1 protein-coding gene (only partly in view) is annotated in these 20178 nt (G+C 73.7%); it reads left to right on the top strand.

Features of this window, described 5'->3' with window-relative positions; translation table 11 throughout:
• Positions 1–4 precede the first annotated feature (4 nt).
• Positions 5–20178: the 5' portion of an SDR family NAD(P)-dependent oxidoreductase gene (locus tag FKR81_RS11875; RefSeq protein WP_186762922.1), read on the top strand. It continues 2866 nt past the right edge of the window; 20174 of the gene's 23040 nt are visible here — the first part of the coding sequence; its start codon is at positions 5–7; the stop codon falls past the right edge of the window.

The raw sequence follows: 20178 nt of genomic DNA, 5'->3' as shown, positions 1-20178 counted from the left end.
TCCCATGACCCGCAGCATCGTGCGCGTGCCCGTCTGGCACCGGGAACCGGCATCGGCCGCACTCCCGGCCGAGGGCAGGCGGCTGATCGTGGTGTGCGACCTGTCCACCGCCGCCGCAGTCGTCCGCGACCGGCTGCCCGGCGTCTCCGTCGCCGAGGTGCACAGCGGTGATGACGACCCGGCCACCGCCTACGAGCGGGCGGCGATCCGGCTGTTCGGCGAGATGAAGCGGTTGCTCGCCGTGAACGACGGCCGTCCGTGCACCGTCCAGGTCGCCTGTCGCGCCGGCTCGGTGTTCCCCGGCGTGCTCGGGTTGCTGCGCACGGCCGCTCAGGAGGACCCCGGTGTGCGCGTCCGGCTCGTCGAGTTCGTGGACGACCCGTCGACCGCGGAGCTCACCGCCGCGTTGAACGCCGACGTGAGCGGGGAGCACGTCCGCCACACCTCGGCCGGTCTCGAGGTGCCGGACTGGGAGCCCGCCGCACCCGCCTCGGCCGCGTGCGCCTGGAAGCCCGGCGGCGTCTACCTGATCAGCGGTGGTGGTGGCGGCATCGGCAGGCTCCTCGCCGAGGACGTCGCCCGGCACGCCCCGGACGCGGTCGTGGTGCGGTGCGGGCGGGCCCCGCGGGCCGGCGGGCCCGGCGAGTACCGCAGCGTGGACGTCACCGACGCGGCGGCGGTGCGCGAGCTGGTCGCGGACGTCGTCCGCACGCACGGGCGGCTCGACGGCATCGTGCACGCGGCGGGCGTCCTGCGCGACGACTACCTCATCCACGCGTCCTGTCAGGACTTCCGCCGGGTGCTCGCGCCGAAGGTCGCGGGCCTGGTCAACCTCGACGAGGCGAGCCGCGACGTGCCGCTCGACTTCTTCGTCGCGTTCTCCGCGGCGGCCGGGACGCTGGGCAACGCGGGCCAGTCGGGTTACGCCGCGGCCAACGGGTTCCTCGACGCCCACCTCAACGGCCGCGCCGAGCTCGCCGCCCGCGGCGAAAGGCACGGCGTGAGCGTCTCGCTGGGCTGGCCGCTGTGGCGCGACGGCGGCATGCGGGTGCCCGAGGAGGAGCTGCCCGCGCTCGCCGACCGGTTCGGCCCGCCACTTCCGACCGAGACCGCCCTGAACGCCCTGCACGCGGCGATCGCGCTCGGTGCCGCCCACGTCGTCATCACGGGGGAAGGGAACGACATGACCGAGAAGCAGGCTCATGCGGAGGACCTCCGCACCCAGGTCGTCATGCGGCTGAAGGAGCTCGTCGCCGAGGTGATGCGGCTCGACGCCGACCGCCTCGACGCGGCGGCACCGCTGGACGGCTACGGCATCGACTCGCTCACGGTCACCCGGCTGAACCAGCGGTTCGCGCGGTGGTTCGGCGCGTTGCCCAAGACCGTGCTCTACCAGTACCCGACCCTCGGCGAACTGGCCGTCCACCTGACCGAGCGGCACCCCGACGGCTGCGCCCGCTGGCTCGACGACGCGCCAGCACCGGTGTCCGCCGCCCCCGCCCCCGCCCCGGCGGCCGAGGCGAGCACTCGGCGCCCGGCGCCGGCCGGTGAGCCCATCGCCGTCATCGGGATCAGCGGCCGCTATCCCGACGCGCCGACGCTGGAGGCGTTCTGGGACAACCTGCGCGCCGGCCGCGACAGCGTGCGGGAGGTTCCCGAGCAGCGGTGGTCGCTGGACGGCTTCTACGAACCCGATCAGCAGCGCGCGGTGGACACGGGCGCCAGCTACAGCAAGTGGGGCGGGTTCCTCGACGGCTTCGCCCGGTTCGACGCGGCGTTCTTCGGCATCGCGCCGCGCGACGTGGCCGACATCGATCCGCAGGAACGGCTGTTCCTCGAAACCGTGTGGTGCGCGCTCGAAGACGCCGGATACACGCGGGCCAGGCTCGCCGAGCAGCACCAGGGCAGGGTCGGCGTCTTCGCCGGGGTGACCAAGACCGGGTTCGACCGCAACCGGCCACCGGCGGTGAGCGGTCCGCGGCGTGCGCCGCGGACGTCGTTCGCCTCCCTCGCGAACCGCGTCTCCTACCTGCTGGACCTGCGTGGCCCGAGCATGCCGGTGGACACCATGTGCTCGGCGTCGCTGACCGCGATCCACGAAGCGTGCGAGCACCTGCGTCACGGCGCGTGCGACCTCGCCATCGCCGGTGGGGTGAACCTGTACCTGCACCCCTCGACCTACGTCGAGCTGTGCCGGGCCCGGATGCTCGCCGCCGACGGTCGTTGCCGCAGCTTCGGCGCCGACGGCGACGGGTTCGTCCCCGGTGAGGGAGTCGGCGCGGTCCTGCTCAAGCCGCTCGCCGCGGCGGAGGCCGACGGGGACCCGATCCACGCGGTGATCCTCGGGTCCGCCGTCAACCACGGCGGCCGCACCAACGGCTACACCGTGCCGAACCCGCGTGCCCAGGCAGCGGTCGTCCGCGAGGCGCTGGAGCGGGCCGGGCTGGACGCGGCCGACGTCGGCTACGTCGAGGCGCACGGCACCGGCACCCGCCTCGGCGACCCGATCGAGGTCGACGGCCTGACCCAGGCGTTCGCGCCGGACGCGCCGGGACCGGGCACCTGCGCGCTCGGCTCGGTCAAGTCCAACATCGGCCACCTGGAGGCGGCGGCGGGCATCGCCGGGCTGACCAAGGTGGTGCTGCAGCTGGAACACGGCGAGCTCGCGCCGACCCTGCAGGCCGACCCGGCCAACCCGGACATCGACTTCGCCGCGACCCCGTTCACCCTGTGCCGGGAAGGCCGCCCGTGGCCGCGTCCGTCCGGCGGACCCCGGATCGGCGGGATCTCCTCGTTCGGCGCCGGAGGCGCGAACGCACACGTGATCGTCGCCGAACACCAGCGGGCCGCGGTGGAGGCCGTCCCGCCGCGCAACCCGGTGCTGCTGCCGTTGTCCGCGCGGACCGAGGAGGATCTGCGCGCCCGCGCCGCCGGGCTCGTCGCATGGCTCGACGGGCAGGACGCCCCAGACCTCACGGCCGTCGCGGCGACGTTGCGGACCGGCCGCGAAGCGATGGACGAACGGCTGTGCTTCCTCGCGCGAAGCGCGCAGGAGTGGCAGGAACAGCTCCGCGCGTTCCTGGACGATCAGGGCGCCGACGGGCCGTGGTGCCGCGGCCGGGTCCAGGTGAGCAAGGAAACCCTCGCCGAGCTGGCGGGCAAGGCCGAGCTGCGGGCGCTCGTCGAGCAGTGGGTCGCGACCGGTGCGTGGAGCGAGCTGGCCGCGTTCTGGACCAAGGGAATGCCGCTCGACTGGTCCCAGGTGGACGGTGCCCGGCGCCGGGTGCACCTGCCCGGTTATCCCTTCAGCGGTCCCGAGTTCTGGTTCGAGCCCGCGGAGCACGAGAGCGCGGAGGCGCCCGTCGCACGGCGCGGCGGCGAGGTCGACGCCGAAGGTGTTCTGCTGGCCGAGCTCGCGGACATCCTGCAGACGCCGGTCGACGACATCGAGCGGCACCGGCCGTTCGCCGACTACGGGCTCGATTCCATCCTGGGCGTGAGCCTCGTGCACCGGCTCAACGAAGCGCTCGGCACCGCCCTCGACACCACCGACCTCTTCGACCACGGCACACTCGACCGGCTCGGCGCGTTCCTGGCCGGAACGGGCGCCGCCACCGGACCCACCACGGCCGCTCCGCGCGACGCAGGCGACGACGCGATCGCGATCGTCGGCCTCGCCGCGCGGTACGGCGACGCGGAGGACCCGGAGGCGCTGTGGACCCACCTCACGGCGGGCACCGACCTGGTCGAGCCGGTCACGCGCTGGCCGCTCGCACCGGAGATCACCTGCCGCACCGGCAGCTTCCTGCGCGGCATCGACCGGTTCGACCCGGCGTTCTTCGGGATCTCCGGCGTCGAGGCGACCGCGATGGACCCGCAGCAGCGGATCTTCGTCGAACAGTGCTGGAACGCGCTGGAGGACGCCGGGTACACCGGGCCGCGCCACCGCGGCGACCGCGTCGGCGTGTACGTCGGCTGCTACGCCGGCGACTACGGGGACCACCTGGACGCGGCGGCACCCCCGCAGGCGCTGTGGGGGACCATGGGCTCGGTCGTCGCGTCGCGGATCGCCTACCTGCTCGACCTCACCGGCCCCGCGCTCACCGTCGACACCTCGTGCTCCAGCTCGCTCGTCGCGATCGACCTGGCCTGCCGGGATCTTCGGGCGGGCACCGCCGACCTGGCGATCGCCGGTGGCGTGTTCGTCCAAAGCACACCACGGCTCTACGCCTCCGCCGCGCGGGCGGGCATGCTGTCGGCCTCAGGCCGTTGCCGCAGCTTCGACGCGGGCGCCGACGGGTTCGTGCCGGGCGAGGGTGCGGGCGCGCTCGTGCTCAAGCGGCTCGCCGACGCGGAACGGGACGGCGACCACGTGCACGCCGTCGTGCGGGCCTCGGGCGTCAACCAGGACGGCACCACGAACGGCATCACCGCGCCGAGCGCGGCCTCCCAGGAAAGGCTGCTGCGCGAGGTGCACGCCGGCATCGGCACCGGCGGCATCCAGCTCGTGGAGGCGCACGGCACCGGGACCCAACTGGGCGACCCGATCGAGTTCCGCGCGCTGTTCCGCGTGTTCGCCGGGGCGCGGCGGGGCAGCGTCGCGCTCGGTTCGATCAAGACCAACATCGGGCACACCCAGTTCGCCGCGGGGGTGGCCGGAGTGGTGAAAGCGGTCCTCGCGCTGCGCCGCCGCAAGGTGCCGGCCTCACTGCACTTCACCGCCGCGAACGAGCGGATCCCGCTGGACGGCAGCCCGTTCGTCGTGCCGACGGAGACGACCGACTGGCCCGCGCCCGAGGAAGGTCCGCGGCGCGCCGCCGTCAGCTCCTTCGGCGCCAGCGGAACCAACGCGCACGTCGTGCTGGAGGAGTACCAGCGGCCGCCCGCCGGTGAAGTGCCCGGCTCGCAAGCGTTCCTGCTCTCCGCGCGGTCACCGGAAGCGCTCAGGGCCGTGGCCGAACGGCTCGTCGCGCACCTCGACCGCGAGCCGGAGCTCTCCGCCGCGGAAGTGGCCTACAGCCTCGCCGCCGGGCGCGCCGCCATGCCGCACCGGCTCGCCGTCGTCGCCGCGGGAACCGCTGCGCTCGCCGACCACCTGCGTGCCTGGCCGTCCGGTGCCGCGGACGAGGTGCTGGTCGGCGAGGTGCCCGCCGACACGCGGCCGGAGGTCACCGCACGGCCCGGTACCGCCGCCGAAGTGGCCTCGGCGTTCGTTCGCGGGGACGCGGTGGACCTCACCGGCGCCTTCCCTGCGGCCGTGCGGCGCGTCGTGCCGTTGCCGACCTATCCGTACGAGCGGCAGAGCTACTGGCCTGCGAGCTCCGACCTGGCGCACCGCACTCGGCCGGAGGTCACTGGCTCCGCGTACCGCGTGCGGCTCACCGGGGAGGAGTTCTTCCTGGCGGACCACCACGTCGACGGACGGCCGGTGTTGCCCGCTGTGCTGTCGCTGGAGTTCGCGCGGCGGGCCGTGACGTCCGGCGCGTTCACCCCGACCGGCCTGCGCGACCTCGTGTGGGCCACGCCGTTCCCGGTCGGCGCCGAAGGGGCCGACCTGTCGGTGGAACGCGACGGCGAGGCCTTCCGCGTGTGTCGCGACGGGACGGAGGTGCACGCGCAGGGCCGCTACGCCGAGGCCGGACCGGCCACGACCGTGCCACTGGAAGCGGTGCGCGAGCGGTGCCGTGCCCGGACCCTGACCGCGGAGCAGTGCCGGGCGGCGCTCGACGCGGTCGGCATCGTCCACGGCGACCGGCTGCGGGCACTCGACGGGCTGGCCGTCGGCCACGGCGAGGTGCTGGCGCGGCTCGTCCTGCCCGCCGACGCGCACGACCCGGACCTGGCCGCGCACCCGGCCCTGCTGGACAGCGCGGTGCAGGCGGTCGTCGGCCTGTTCGGTGACGCGGCCGGGACGCTGGCCGAGCGCGAAGGTCGCCCCGCCCTCCCGTTCGCCGTCGACGAGGCCGACCTCCTCACACCCGTCGGCGAGACGATGTGGGCCCATGTGCGGCGCGCCACCAGCGGTGCCGACGTGACCACAGTGGACATCGACGTGTGCGACGACGCCGGCCGCGTCGCGGTGCGCCTGCGCGGACTCGCGTTCCGCCACCTGACGAACGAACCGGCGGTCCGCACGGCGCTGCTCGCCCCGGTCTGGGACGCGCTGCCCGGCGACGTCGAGTGCGAGCGCGCCACGGCTACCCGGCTGGTCCTCGCGGGTGGCGCCGCCGGTGACCGCGAGGGGTTCCCCGGCGCCGCGGTGCTCGACGACGACCAGGCCGCCGACATGCCCGCCGACGTGGACCACATCGTCTGGCTCGCCTCGGAGGCAGCCGAACGCGACGGCGCACTCTCCGTCTTCCGGTGGGTCAAGGCGTTGCTGGCGAGCGGTGCGGACGGCCGCGAGATCGGGTTCACGGCGGTCACCCGGCAGGCGTGCCGGGCGCCCGGAGATCGGCTCGTCGACGCGACGCACGCGGGTGTGCACGGCCTGCTCGGGTCGGTCGCCAAGGAGTACCCGCACTGGCAGGTCCGGGTGGTCGACATCGCCGCGGACGAGGCGGTGCCGTGGGACGCGGTGCTGAACCCACCGGCCGTTGCTCGGGGCGGCGTCGTCGCCCTGCGGCGTGGCGAGTGGTTCCGGCCCCGCCTGCTCGAGGTCGCCGACGCGGAGCCGATCGCCTCACCGCACGCTCCCGGCGGCGTCGTCGTCGCCATCGGCGGCGCGGGTGGCATCGGCACGGTCTGGACCGAGCACCTGCTGCGCCGCCACGGAACCCAGGTGGTGTGGATCGGCCGCAGGCCGCTCGACGCGCAGATCGCTGCGAACCAGGACCGGCTCGCCGCCTTCGGGCCGAAGCCGGACTACGTGCGGGCCGACGCGTCCGATGTGGACGATCTGCGTCGTGCCTGCGCGGAGGTCGTGCGGCGCCACGGCCCGGTGCACGGTGTGCTGCACACCGCGATCGTGCTGGGCGACCAGAGCGTGGCACGGATGGACGAGGAACGCTTCCACGCCACCTACGCCGCCAAGGCCGACGTGGCGGTCAACCTGGCCGAGGTCTTCGCGGGCCAGCCCCTCGAGTTCGTCGCGTTCTTCTCGTCGATGCAGGCGTTCTTCACCGCGCCCGGCCAGGCCAACTACGCGGCGGGCTGCACGTTCGCCGACGCCTTCGCCGACCACCTCGCCGATCGGCTCGGCTGCCCGGTGAAGGTGATGAACTGGGGGTACTGGGGCGGCGTCGGCGTCGTAGCCGAAGACGGCTACCGCAGGAGGATGGCGCGCCTCGGCCTCGGTTCCATCGAGCCGGACGAGGGCACGGCCGCGTTCGACCGGCTGCTCACCTCGCCGCACGACCGGCTCGCGCTGCTGAAGGCCGCCGACGCCCGCAGCATCGCCACCTTCTACGAGGGCAGCGTGCTCACCACGTTGCCCGGCGGCGGATCCTCGCCGGTCGCGGCCCTGCACGACGCGCGCCCCGATCGGCGGGCCGAGATCGAACGCGTGCGCACCGCCGCCGACGGGCACGGCCGGTCCATGGAGGACGCGCTCGTCCGGATCACTTGGGCGTTGCTGCGCCAGTTGGGCCTGTTCACGCCCGGTCGTGCGGGCACCGTCGCCGACTGGCTCGCGGCAGGCGGGATCGAACCGCGCTACGAGCGCTGGCTCGGTCACACCGTCGCCGTGTTCACCCGCCGGGGACTGCTCCGCGGCACCGCCGACGGTCGCTGCGAAGCCGTTGACGTGAGCCCGGTGGACCTCGAGGCCGCGTGGCGTCGCTGGGACCTCGACCGGGAGCCGTGGCTGGAGAGCGACGGCAAGCGTCCGCAGGCGGTGCTCGTCGACACGACGGTGCGCGCGCTCACCGACATCCTGACCGGGCACCGTCCCGCGACCGACGTCATGTTCCCGAAGTCCTCGCTCGAGCTCGTCGAAGCCGTCTACCGGAACAACCCGGTCGCCGACTACTTCAACGACGTGCTCGCGGACACGCTCGTCGAGCACGTCCGCGCGCGGGTGGCCGACGACCCGGACGCGCGGCTGCGGATCCTGGAGATCGGCGCGGGCACCGGCGGCACGAGCGCGGTGCTGTTCCGCCGCCTCGCACCATGGCGCGAGCACATCGAAACCTACTGCTACACCGACATTTCCAAGGCTTTCCTGTTGCACGCGCGCCGGGCGTACGGCGACATCGCGCCGTACCTCGACCCCCGCATCCTCGACGTCGAGAAGCCACTGGACGGGCAACAGGTCGAGGCCGGCGGCTTCGACGTCGCCATCGCGACGAACGTGCTGCACGCGACGCGGAACATCCGCACGACGCTGACGAACACCAAGGCGGCCCTGCGCGCGAACGGCATGCTGCTGCTGAACGAGCTCAGCGACAACGTGTTCTTCAGCCACCTCACCTTCGGCCTGCTGGACGGGTGGTGGCGCTACGACGATCCGGCGGTGCGGATCCCCGGCTCACCCGGCCTGACCCCGGACAACTGGCTGCGGGTGCTCGGCGAGACCGGTTTCCGGCCGGCGTTCGTCGCCGCCGAGGGTGCCGACGACCTCGGGCAGCAGGTGTTCGTCGCCGAAAGCGACGGCGTCGTCCGGCAGCCCGTTCCCGCCGGTGGCCCTGCCTTCCCGCCCGGTACTGACGACGAACCGGCGGCGGTGCCCGCACCCGCGCCCGCACCCGTGCCGGCACCTGTGTCGGCACCGGAAACCGTTGTGGCGAGCGCCGACCGGGAGGCCGAGCTGCTCCAGCGGGCGCGCGACCACTTCCGCGCTCTCGTCGCCGACGTGCTCCAGCTACCGGTGTCGTCGGTGCGCGCCGACGTGACGTTCGACCGCTACGGCATCGACTCGATCCTCGTGGTGCAGTTGACCGACGCGGTCCGCAAGGTGCTCGGCAACGTCGGCAGCACGCTGTTCTTCGAGGTGCGCACGATCGACGGGCTCGCCCGCCACTTCGCCCGGACCCAGCCGGACGCGCTCGCCGCGCTCGTCGGCATGACCGGACCGGAACCTGCATCCGCACCCGAACCGGCTCCGGAACCCGCCGCCGGGCCGCTCGTCGCCGACGTGCCCGTTCGCCGGGACGAGGAGATGCCGATCGCGGTGATCGGAACGTCCGGCCGCTATCCCGGCGCGCGGAACCTCGCCGAGTTCTGGGCCAACCTCATGGCCGGCACGGACTGCGTGACGGAGGTGCCCGCCGACCGCTGGGACCACGACCGCCACTTCGACCCGCGGCGCGGCATCCCCGGCAAGACTTACGCCAAGTGGGGCGGGTTCATCGACGGCGTCGCCGAGTTCGACCCGTTGTTCTTCGGCATCTCCCCGGCTGCCGCGTCCACAACGGACCCGCAGGAACGGCTGTTCCTGCAGTCCGCGTACGAGACGCTGCAGGACGCCGGGTACACGCGCGACTCGCTGCGCGCCGCAGCGATGGCCAGGGTCGGCGAGGACGCCGGTGACATCGGCGTGTTCGCCGGAGCGATGTACACCGAGTACCAGCTCTACGGCGCGGAACAACCGGTGGTCGTTCCCGGCAGCCTCGCGTCCATCGCGAACCGGGTCTCGTACTTCTTCGACGCGAGCGGTCCGAGCGTCGCCGTGGACACCATGTGCGCATCCTCGCTGTCGGCGATCCACCTCGCGTGTGCCGCGTTGCGCAGCGGGGAGTGCGGTGTGGCGCTGGCGGGTGGGGTGAACCTGTCCCTGCACCCGAGCAAGTACCTCATGATCGGGCAGGCCCAGTTCGCCTCGAGCGACGGGCGCTGCCGCAGCTTCGGCGCGGGTGGCGACGGCTACGTTCCCGGTGAGGGGGTCGGCACCGTGCTGCTGCGCCCGCTCGCCGACGCGGAGGCCGACGGCGACCGCATCCTCGGCGTCATCCGGGGCAGCGCGGTCAACCACGGCGGCCACACGCACGGGTTCACCGTGCCGAACCCGAAGGCGCAGGCTGCGGTGATCCGGCAGGTGTACCGCCGGTCCGGGGTGGACCCGAGGCGGATCGGCTACGTCGAGGCGCACGGAACCGGGACACCGCTCGGCGACCCGATCGAGGTGGCCGGGCTGACCGCGGCGTTCGCCGAGTTCACCGAGGACCGGGGCTTCTGCGCGATCGGCTCGGTCAAGTCGGCCATCGGGCACCTCGAAGCGGCAGCGGGAATCGCGGGCCTTTCCAAGGTCCTGCTGCAGATGCGGCACGGCACCTTCACCCCGTCGCTGCACGCCGCGCAGGTCAACCCGGAGATCGACTTCGACGGCACGCCCTTCGTGCTGCAACGCGAGGCCGCGCCGTGGTCGAGGACAGGCGGCGCGCCGCGGACCGCGGTGGTCTCGGCGTTCGGTGCCGGCGGGTCCAACTCCCACCTTCTCGTGGAGGAGTACATCGTGCCGGAACTTCCGGAGCGGCCGGTCGCACCACAGGCCGTGGTGCTGTCCGCAGTGGACGAACAGCGCCTGCGCGAGTCGGCGGGGCGCCTGCGCGACGAACTGCGCGGCGGCTCGTGGCGCGACACGGATCTCGCCGACATCGCCTACACCCTCCAGGTGGGCAGGGAACCGATGGCCGCCCGCTTCGCAACGGTGGCAGGTGACCTCGCGGCCTTGGCAGCCGCGCTGGACGCCTGCGTCCGCGGCACCGAACTGCCGCCTGACACCTACGTGGGCGGGGCCGGGCCTTCGGCTCTGCCGGCCGCGATCGCCGCGGACGACGACTTCCAGGAGACCCTCGTCCGCTGGGTCGCACGCGGCAAGCTCGCCCCGCTGGCGGAGGCGTGGGTGGGTGGCACCGCGGTGGACTGGGCGCGCCTGCACACCGATGGTCCGAGGCCACGCCGCGTCGGCCTGCCGACGTACCCGTTCGCCCGTGACCGCTACTGGTACACCGATGTCCTGCCGGAGCAGGCGGAGCCGGTGGTGCAGCCGCCTGAACCCGTTGCGGTGCCTGCCGCCGTGGCTGGTGACTGCGCCGCGAGCCCGGCGCCCGCGACCGTTGCCGGTGACGCGCTCCCGGCAGGCGACCTCACCGTGATCCCGGTGTGGGAGGCGGAACGGCCGGGCCGCGCATCACCCGCCGGGCGGGTCCTCGCGATCGGCCTGGACGACACGGACATCGCCGCACTGAGGGACACCGACGCCGAAGTGTCCACTTGGGACGGCGAAGCCGCACAGCAGTCGCCCGGTGAGACCGACCGGGTTGTGCTGAGGTTCCCGACGCCGTCCGGCGAACCCCGTGCCGTGGTCCACCGCGCGGTCCGCGTGCTCAAGGCGGTGCAGGACCGCTACGGCGACCGCGAGGTGGAGCTGACGCTCGTGACCCGCAACGCGTTCGGTCATGGCACCACCGACCCGGCCCAGGCGAGCCTGCACGGTCTCGTCGGCGGGTTGGCCAAGGAGCAACCGCACTGGCGGGTCCGCGCCGTGGACCTCACCGGGGACGAGCCGTTCGACCCGGCCGAGGTGTTCGCCCTGCCTGCCGACCGGCGGACCCACCCGGTCGTGCGCACCGGCGGCCAGTGGCTGCGCCGCAGGCTCGTGCCGGTCGAGCAGGCTCGGCCCGAGACGTCCGCGTTCCGGCGGGGCGGGGTGTACGTCCTCATCGGCGGCGCCGGAGACCTCGGTGTCGTGCTCAGCGAGCACCTGGCGCGCACGTACGACGCCCGGATCGTCTGGGTCGGGCGGCGCGCCGAGGACGACGAGATCCGTGCGAGGAGCGCCGGAATCGACGGCACCGCCCCGGTGTACCTGCGTGCCGACGCCGCGGACGCGGCCGCGCTGCGGCGGGTCCGCGAGGAGGTGGTCGCCCGGTACGGCCGGATCGACGGTGTCGTGCACCTGGCGATGACGTTCAGCCACACCCCGCTCGCCGCACTGCGGGAGCACGAGCTGGAGGCGACGCTCAGGTCCAAAGTGGACTCGTGCGGGCACCTCGCGGACGCCTTCGCCGGGCTCGACCTCGACTTCGTCCTGCTGGTGTCGTCGCTGGTCAGCTTCATCCGCAACGCGAACCAGGCGCACTACGCCGCTGCCTGCGCCTACGTCGACGCCGCGGCGGCCGGCCTGCGCGACGCGCTCGGCTGCCGGGTGAAGACGGTGAACTGGGGCTACTGGGGCAACGTCACCGACGACGTGCTCGAGGGCGTGGCGGCGCAGGGGCTCGCCCCGATCGACCCCGCCACCGCCATGACCGCGCTGGAGGCTCTGCTCGCCGGGCCGCTCGACCAGATCGGGTTCCTGCGGCTGGGGCGGCCGCTGCCGGTGGAGGGCGTGCTCATCGGACAGACCGCCGCGGTGCAGCCCGTTGCCGCGGCCGCCGCGTCCAGTCCGGTGGAACCGCCGCTGCCCGAACCGCTCGCCGCGCACCAGGCGGGGCCCGTGCCGGACGAGATCGCCGTGGCGCTGTGCCGCTGGGTCGCCGCCGAGCTCCGCGAGGCTGGGTTCTCCGACCCGTCGGACATCGGCACCGACGACCGGTTCGCCGCCTGGCTGCCCCCGATGCTGCGCGCGCTCGCCGAGCACGGCCTCGTCGACGGTGCGGGCCGGTGGGGCGCACCGGCACCCGATGCCGCGGCGTGCCGGGCGGAGTGGGCCCGGTCCGCCCGGCACTGGGCTGACGCCAACCCCGACCTGCGCACCCCGCTGGACCTGCTCGGCCGGACCGTGCCCGCGCTGCCCGCCGTGCTGCGTGGCGCCGTCCTCGCCACCGACGTGCTCTTCCCGAACGGCTCCTTCGAGCTGGTCGAGGGCGTCTACCGGGACAACCGGGTCGCCGACCACTTCAACAGCGTGCTGGCCGAGCACGTCGCCGCGTTCCTGGCGGCCCGGCGCGCGGCCGAGCCCGCCGCCCCGCTGCGCGTGCTGGAGGTCGGTGCGGGCACCGGCGGCACGACGCGCGTGGTGCTCGACCGGCTCGCGCGGGCCGGACTGGAGGTCGCCGAGTACTGCTTCACCGACGTGTCGAGGGCGTTCCTGCACCGCGCCGAGGACGCGTTCGGAGCCGACCTCACCTATCGGGTCTACGACGCCGCCGAGCCGCCGCACGGCCAGGGCCTTCCCATCGGGGCGTTCGACGTCGTCATCGCGGCCAACGTGCTGCACACCACGCCGAACGTGCGCGCGACCCTGCGCGGTGTCAAGGGTCTGCTGCGGGGCAACGGACTGCTGGCGCTCAACGAGATCAGCGGGTTCTACCTCGTCAACCACCTGACGTTCGGGCTGCTCGACGGCTGGTGGGCCCACTCCGACCCGGAGCTGCGCGTGCCCGGCAGCCCGGCGCTGGCCCCGGCCGCCTGGCGCGCCGTGCTGGAGCAGGAGGGGTTCACCGCCGTCGCGCACGCGGCGGCCGAAGCCGAGCCGCTCGGGCAGCAGGTCGTCCTCGCGCACAGCGACGGGGTGGTCCGCGGGCTGGACATGGCGGCGGAACCAGCCCCGCCAGTCGCCGAGCCCGAGTCCGAGTCCGAGCCGGAGCCTGTGCCGGTGGCCTCGGTCGCCGCCGTGGTGCTGGAGAAGCTGGCCGCCGCGCTGCGGATGACCGAGGACGCGATCGACCCGGCCAGGGCGTTCGCCGACTACGGCCTCGACTCGATCGTGGGCGCGGGGTTCGTCCAGCAGCTCAACGAAGCACTCGGCATCGACCTGCTCACCACCGTGATCTTCGATCACCGCAGCGTCGACCTGCTCGCCGCGCACGTCGCGAGCATCCACCAGCCGACGCTGCCGGGAGCGACCGCCCCGGCGGCGACCGGAAGTGCCGAGCTGGTCCGGGAGGTGGCACTGTCACCGCCGGCCGGGGCGCCGCACGAGCCGATCGCCATCGTCGGCATCAGCGGCCGGTTCGCCCAGTCGCCCGACCTGGACGCTCTCTGGCGGCACCTCGCCGACGGAGACGACCTGGTCGGCCAGATCGAGCGCTGGGACACCTCCGGTCCGGAGTGGACGGACGTCGCGTGCCGGTCGGGCAGTTTCCTCGACGGCATCGACGAGTTCGACGCGCGCTTCTTCCGGATGTCCGGGCGCGAGGCCGCCTGCACCGATCCGCAGCAGCGGCTGTTCCTCGAGGAGGCGTGGACGGCACTGGAGAACGCCGGGTACGCGGGCGCCGCGCTCGACGGCAAGCGCGCGGGCGTCTACGTCGGCTGCACCGGCGGGGACTACACCGCCTGGTTCACCGAGCGGCCGCCCGCGCAGGCCGCGTGGGGCAACCACCCCGCGATCGTGCCGGCGAGGGTGGCCTACCACCTGAACCTGCACGGGCCCGCGATCGCGGTCGACACGGCTTGTTCGAGCTCCCTGGTCGCCATCCACCTCGCCTGCCAGGGGCTGCGGAGCGGGGAGACCGAGCTCGCGGTCGCCGGTGGTGTCGCGGTGCAGACGACGCCGCGCACCTACCTGACGGCTGGCCGCGCGGGGATGCTGTCCCCGACCGGCCGCTGCCACACGTTCGGCGCGGCCGCCGACGGTTTCGTCCCCGGTGAAGGCGTCGGAGTCGTCGTGCTCAAGCGACTCGCCGACGCGCTCGCGGACGGCGACCACGTGCACGCGGTGATCCGCGGTTGTGCCGTCAACCAGGACGGCGCGACGAACGGGATCACCGCGCCCAGTGCGGCTTCGCAGGAACGGCTCATCCGGGAGGTGCACGACCGCTTCGGCATCGACCCGGCCGAGATCGGCATGCTGGAGGCGCACGGCACCGGCACGAAGCTCGGTGACCCGATCGAAACCGAGGCGCTGGTCCGCGCGTTCGGCGCCGCCGAGGGCTCCCGCGGCTGCGCACTCGGCTCGGTGAAGACGAACATCGGCCACACCATGTCGGCCGCCGGCGTGGCGGGCGTGCTCAAGATCGTGCTCGCGATGCGGCACCGCGCGCTTCCGCCGTCGCCGCGCCACGACGTGACGAACCCGGCGATCCGGCTCGACGGCAGCCCGTTCCGCATCAACACCGAGCTGCGCCCCTGGGAGCCGAACAGCCAGGGCAAGCTGGTGGCCGCGACGAGCTCGTTCGGGTTCAGCGGCACGAACGCGCACCTCGTGGTCGAGGAGCCGCCCGCGGTCGGTGCCCGGCACCACGACGGCCGCGAACTGCTGTTCGTGTTGTCCGCGCCGCGTCCCGAGCCGCTGCGGCAGCTCGTCGCCGACCTGGCCGGTCACCTGTCCGCGACGCCGGATGCCGTGCTCGGCGACATCAGTTACGTGCTCGCGCACGGCCGCGGTCACTTCGCCCACCGGGTGGCCTTCGCCGCTGCGGACCGCGAAACCCTGGTGAGCCGGCTGGAGAGCTGGCTCGCGGACGGGACCGCGCACCCCGCGGCGGACGCGGAGCTGGAGCGGATCAGGACGCGGTGGTCCGGCGGTGCGGAGCTGGCGGCGGACGGGTTGTTCACCGGCCTCGACGTGCGCCGCACGCCGTTGCCCACCTATCCCTTCCAGCGCCGCGGCGCCTGGGTGGGTGGGGCGTCCCCGGCGAGCCCGCTGCCGCAGGCCGCTCCGGCGCGCGAGCCCATCGCGGTCGTCGGCGTCGCCGCCCGGTTCGCGGGCAGCCCGGACGCCGAGAGCCTGTGGGCGCACCTGGCCGCCGGTGACGACCTGGTGGGCGAGGTGACTCGCTGGGACCTGACCGGGAAGCTCGGCCCGAAGGCGGGCCGCCAGTTCGGCAGCTTCCTCGACGACCCGGCCCGCTTCGACGCGCTGTTCTTCAGCGTTTCCGGCACCGAGGCGGTGCACGCCGATCCGCAGCAGCGCGTGTTCCTCGAGGAGTGCTGGCACGCGCTGGAGGACGCCGGCTACGCGGGCGAGCGGCTCACCGACCGCGCGTGCGGCGTCTACGTCGGCGCCTACCCCGGTGACTACCACCAGCTGATCGGCGGCGAGCGGCCCCCGCAGACCATGTGGGGCAACATGGCCTCGGTCATCGCGTCGCGGATCTCGTACCTGCTCGACCTGTCCGGCCCCGCGGTCGCGGTCGACTCGGCGTGCTCGAGCTCGCTCGTGGCCATCCACATGGCCTGTGACAGCCTGCGGCTCGGCACCGTGTCGATGGCGCTGGCGGGCGGCGTGTTCGTCCAGGCCACACCGAGGCTCTACGAGTACTCCGCCACCGCGAAGATGTTGTCGCCCAACGGACGGTGCCGTACCTTCGACGCGAGTGCGGACGGCATGGTGCCCGGTGAGGGAGCCGGCGTCCTCGTGCTGAAGCGGCTGAGCGACGCCGTGCGCGACGGCGACCACGTGTACGGCGTCATCAGCGGCTCCGGTGTGAACCAGGACGGCGCGACCAACGGCATCACCGCGCCGAGCGCCGAGGCCCAGGAGGACCTGGTCCGCCAGGTCCACCGCGACGCGGGCGTGCGACCGGGCGGCGCCCAGCTGATCGAGGCCCACGGCACCGGCACCCCGCTCGGCGACCCGGTCGAGTTCGGCGCGCTGGTCAAGGCGTTCGCCGGTGCGCCGGAAGGCAGCTGCGCGCTGGGTTCGATCAAAACCAACATCGGGCACACGCAGTTCACCGCGGGCGTCGCCGGCACGATCAAAGCACTGCTCGCGCTGCACCACCGCCGGCTGCCGCCGTCGCTGCACTTCACACGGCCGAATCCGGCGATCGCACTGGAAGGCAGTCCGTTCTACGTCCCGGTCGAGTGCCTCGACTGGCGCGAACCCGAGTCCGGTCCGCGCCGCGCCGGGGTGAGCTCGTTCGGGGCCAGCGGCACCAACGCGCATCTCGTCGTCGAGGAAGCGCCCGCGTCCAGCGGCCCGGCGCACCCGGAGCGCGCCGAGTGGCTGATGGTGCTGTCCGCACAGGACGAGCGTGCGCTGCGCACGCACGTCGAACGCGTGCTCGCCCACGTCGAAGCCCGCGAGGACCTCGATCTCGGCGACGCCGCCCACACCATGGCGACCGGCCGCCGCCACGAGAACCTGCGCTGGGCCTGTGTCGCGGCGAACCGGACGGTGTGGCTCGAGGCCATGCGCACGTGGCTGCGCGACGGCCACGCCGAGTCGGTCGTCACGGGTGCGGTGCCCGACGAGCCGGAACCCGCTGCGGTCCCGGACGGTCTGGCGCTCACCGAGGTGGCGCGGCGGTACGTGCGCGGCGAGGTCACCTCGCTCGGCCGGCTGTTCGCCGACGACGGCTTCCGCGTGGTCCCGCTGCCCGGATACCCGTTCGGCGGTGAGCGGTACTGGATCACCACGCCCGCCGTCGCACCACTCATCGTCCACAAGCGACCTGGTGCCGAGCGCTGCCACGCCGCAGACCTCACCGGCCGCGAGTTCTTCCTCGACCACCACCGGGTTTCCGGCGTGCCGGTGCTGCCGGGCGTCGCGTACCTGGAGCTGGCGAGGGCCGCCGCCGAGGCCGAGGGGTTCCCGGCGACCGGGGTGGCGCTGCGCAACGTCGTCTGGACCCGCCCGGCCCGGATCACGGGCCCGACGGCCGCCGAGGTCACCCTCGAACCACAGGACCGCGGCGCGTTCACCTACCGGATCTCGACGTCCACCGGCGGCACGCACGGCCAGGGCCAGGTCGAACCGTCCGTCCCCGCGGCGCCGCCCCGCCTGGACATCACCGCGCTGCGGGCGCGGTGCACGCGGCGGTCCCTCTCCCGCGCCGAGTGCTATGCCCTCTACGAGGGAACGGCGATGGGCCTCGGACCCGCGATGCGCGGCGTCGAGCAGCTCGACATCGGCGACGGCCTGATCGTCGCCCGCCTGCGCAGGCCCGGCGGTGACGACCTCACCTTGCATCCCGCGATGCTCGACTCCGCGCTACAGGCCACTCTCGGCCTCGCACTGGCCGAAGGCGCGGACGAGGTGTCCGCCGCGTTGCCTTTCGCGCTCACCGAGGTGCGCGTGCACGCGGCGACTCCGGACGCGGGCTGGGCGGTCATCCGGCCCTCGGGCAACGACCGGCCGGGGGTCGTGCGGCGGCTGGACATCGACCTGTGCGACGAGGCGGGCGAGGTGTGCGTGCGGCTGCTCGGATTCACCTTCCGGGCACTGCCGACCACGGACGACCAGCCGGTGCCTGACCAGCCGGTGCCCGACGAGGCGGTGTCCGGCCAGACGGTGCCTGACCAGGCGGTGTCCGGCCAGACGGTGCCTGACCAGGCGGCGACCGGCCAGACGGTGCCTGACCAGGCGGTGTCCGGCCAGACGGTGCCTGACCAGGCGGTGTCCGGCCAGACGGTGCCTGACCAGGCGGCGACCGGCCAGACGGTGCCTGACCAGGCGGCGACCGGCCAGACGGTGCCTGACCAGGCGGCGACCGGCCAGACGGTGCCTGATCAGGCGGCGACCGGCCAGCCGGTCCCCGACGAGGCCGTGGCCGGCCGGACTGCGACCGGCCAGGCCGCCGGAGTCGGCTCCGGCGCGCTCGTGCTCGCGCGCCCCAGCTGGCACCCCGCCACCAACGGCCTGGGGGCGGAGCGGTTCGTCCGGCACGAGGTGCTGCTGGCCGGTCTCGCCACCGTCGACCCCGGTGATCTCGCGGCCCGCACGGGCGTCACGTGTGTCGAGCTGCCCAGCGGTGAGGACGTCGCAACCGACTTCACCCGGCAGTCCGAGCAGTTGCTCACCCACCTGCAGAAGGCCGTGACCGCGAGCCGGGAAGGCCGGGTGCTGCTCCAGGTCGTGGTACCGGACGGTGCCGAGCACCGACCGCACACCGGGCTCGCCGGGCTCCTGCGCACCGCGCGCCTCGAACACCCGAAGCTGGTCACCCAGCTGGTCGTGGTGTCTTCCGGCGCTGACGCGGACAGCGTGGCGACGCGCCTGAGCCAGGAGGCGGGCAACGCGGACGAGGTGATGACCAGGGAGGTGGCCGGGCGCCGCGAGGTGGCGCGGTGGACCGAGATCGAAGCCCCCGCGGTGCAGCCGTGGCGCGCGGGCGGCGTGTACCTGATCACCGGTGGTGCGGGCGGTCTTGGCCGGGTGTTCGCCGGGGAGATCGCCGCCCGCGTCGCCGGACCCGTGCTCGTGCTGTGCGGGCGCTCGCCCGAGGAACCCGCGCAGCTGCTCGACGAACTGCGTGCGGCTGGTGCGACCGCGGGCTACCGGCGGCTGGACGTCGCCGACCGGCCCGCCGTCGAACGGTGTGTCGCGGAGGTCGTGGCCGAACACGGTCGCATCGACGGCGTGTTGCACAGCGCCGGGGTGCTGCGGGACGGCTACCTCGCCAAGAAGGACACCGCGGACCTGCGGGAGGTGCTCGCCGCGAAGGTCACCGGATTCGTGAACCTCGACGAGGCGACCGCGGGGGAGAACCTGGAGTTCTTCATCGGCTTCTCCTCGCTGTCGGCGTCCGGGAACCCCGGTCAGGCCGACTACGCCGCGGCCAACGCCTTCCTGGACGGATATGCCGCGCGGCGCGCCGCGTCGGTGGCCGCGGGGGAGCGGCACGGCCGGACGCTCAGCGTCGGGTGGCCGCTGTGGGCGGACGGCGGGATGCGCGTGGACGCCGCGACCGAGCGGAGCGTGCGCGACGCGCTCGGCATCCTCCCCATGCCCGCGGCAGCCGGGGTGGAAGCGCTGTACCGCGCCTGCGGCAGCGGCGAACCGCACGTTCTCGTGATGTACGGCGACCCGGACCGGATCCAGCAGACCCTGCTGGCCGCACCGGATCCCGTGACCGAACCGGAGGTCGACGTCGTGTCCGAACCCCGAGCCCTGGTGGGACTGCTCGCCGACCGCGTGTCGCGCCTGCTCGACGTTCCCGCCGACGAGATCGAAGGAGCGGTGGACCTGAGCGAGTACGGGTTCGACTCGATCTCGCTGGTCGACTTCGTTGGCGTGCTGAACGACGAGTTCGGGCTGAACCTGGTCCCCACGCTGCTGATCGAGCACCCGACTCTCGACAGCCTCGCCGCACACCTGCTGGATGACCACCGCGACGTCTTCGAACCAGCGCCCGAACCAGCGCCCGTAACAGCACCCGAACCAGCACCCGAGCCGGCGGTCGAGCCGACCAGCGAGCCGACCGGCGGTCCGTCGTCGCGGGCGGCGTTGCTCGCCGAGCTGGTGGAGTTGACGGCGTCGGTGTTGCGGCTGCCGGTGGAGCGGATCGAAGGCGGCCGTGAGCTGAGCAGGTACGGCGTGGACTCGTTGTCGCTGACCGAGTTGGTCACGGCGGTGAACGAGCGGTTCGGGGTGGCGCTGGACCCGACGGTGCTGTTCGAGTACCCGAC

This window comes from Lentzea tibetensis, from assembly GCF_007845675.1.
Classification (GTDB): domain Bacteria; phylum Actinomycetota; class Actinomycetes; order Mycobacteriales; family Pseudonocardiaceae; genus Lentzea; species Lentzea tibetensis.
Note: the sequence above shows the minus strand (reverse complement) of the source record. Positions and strands in the feature narration are given on the sequence as shown.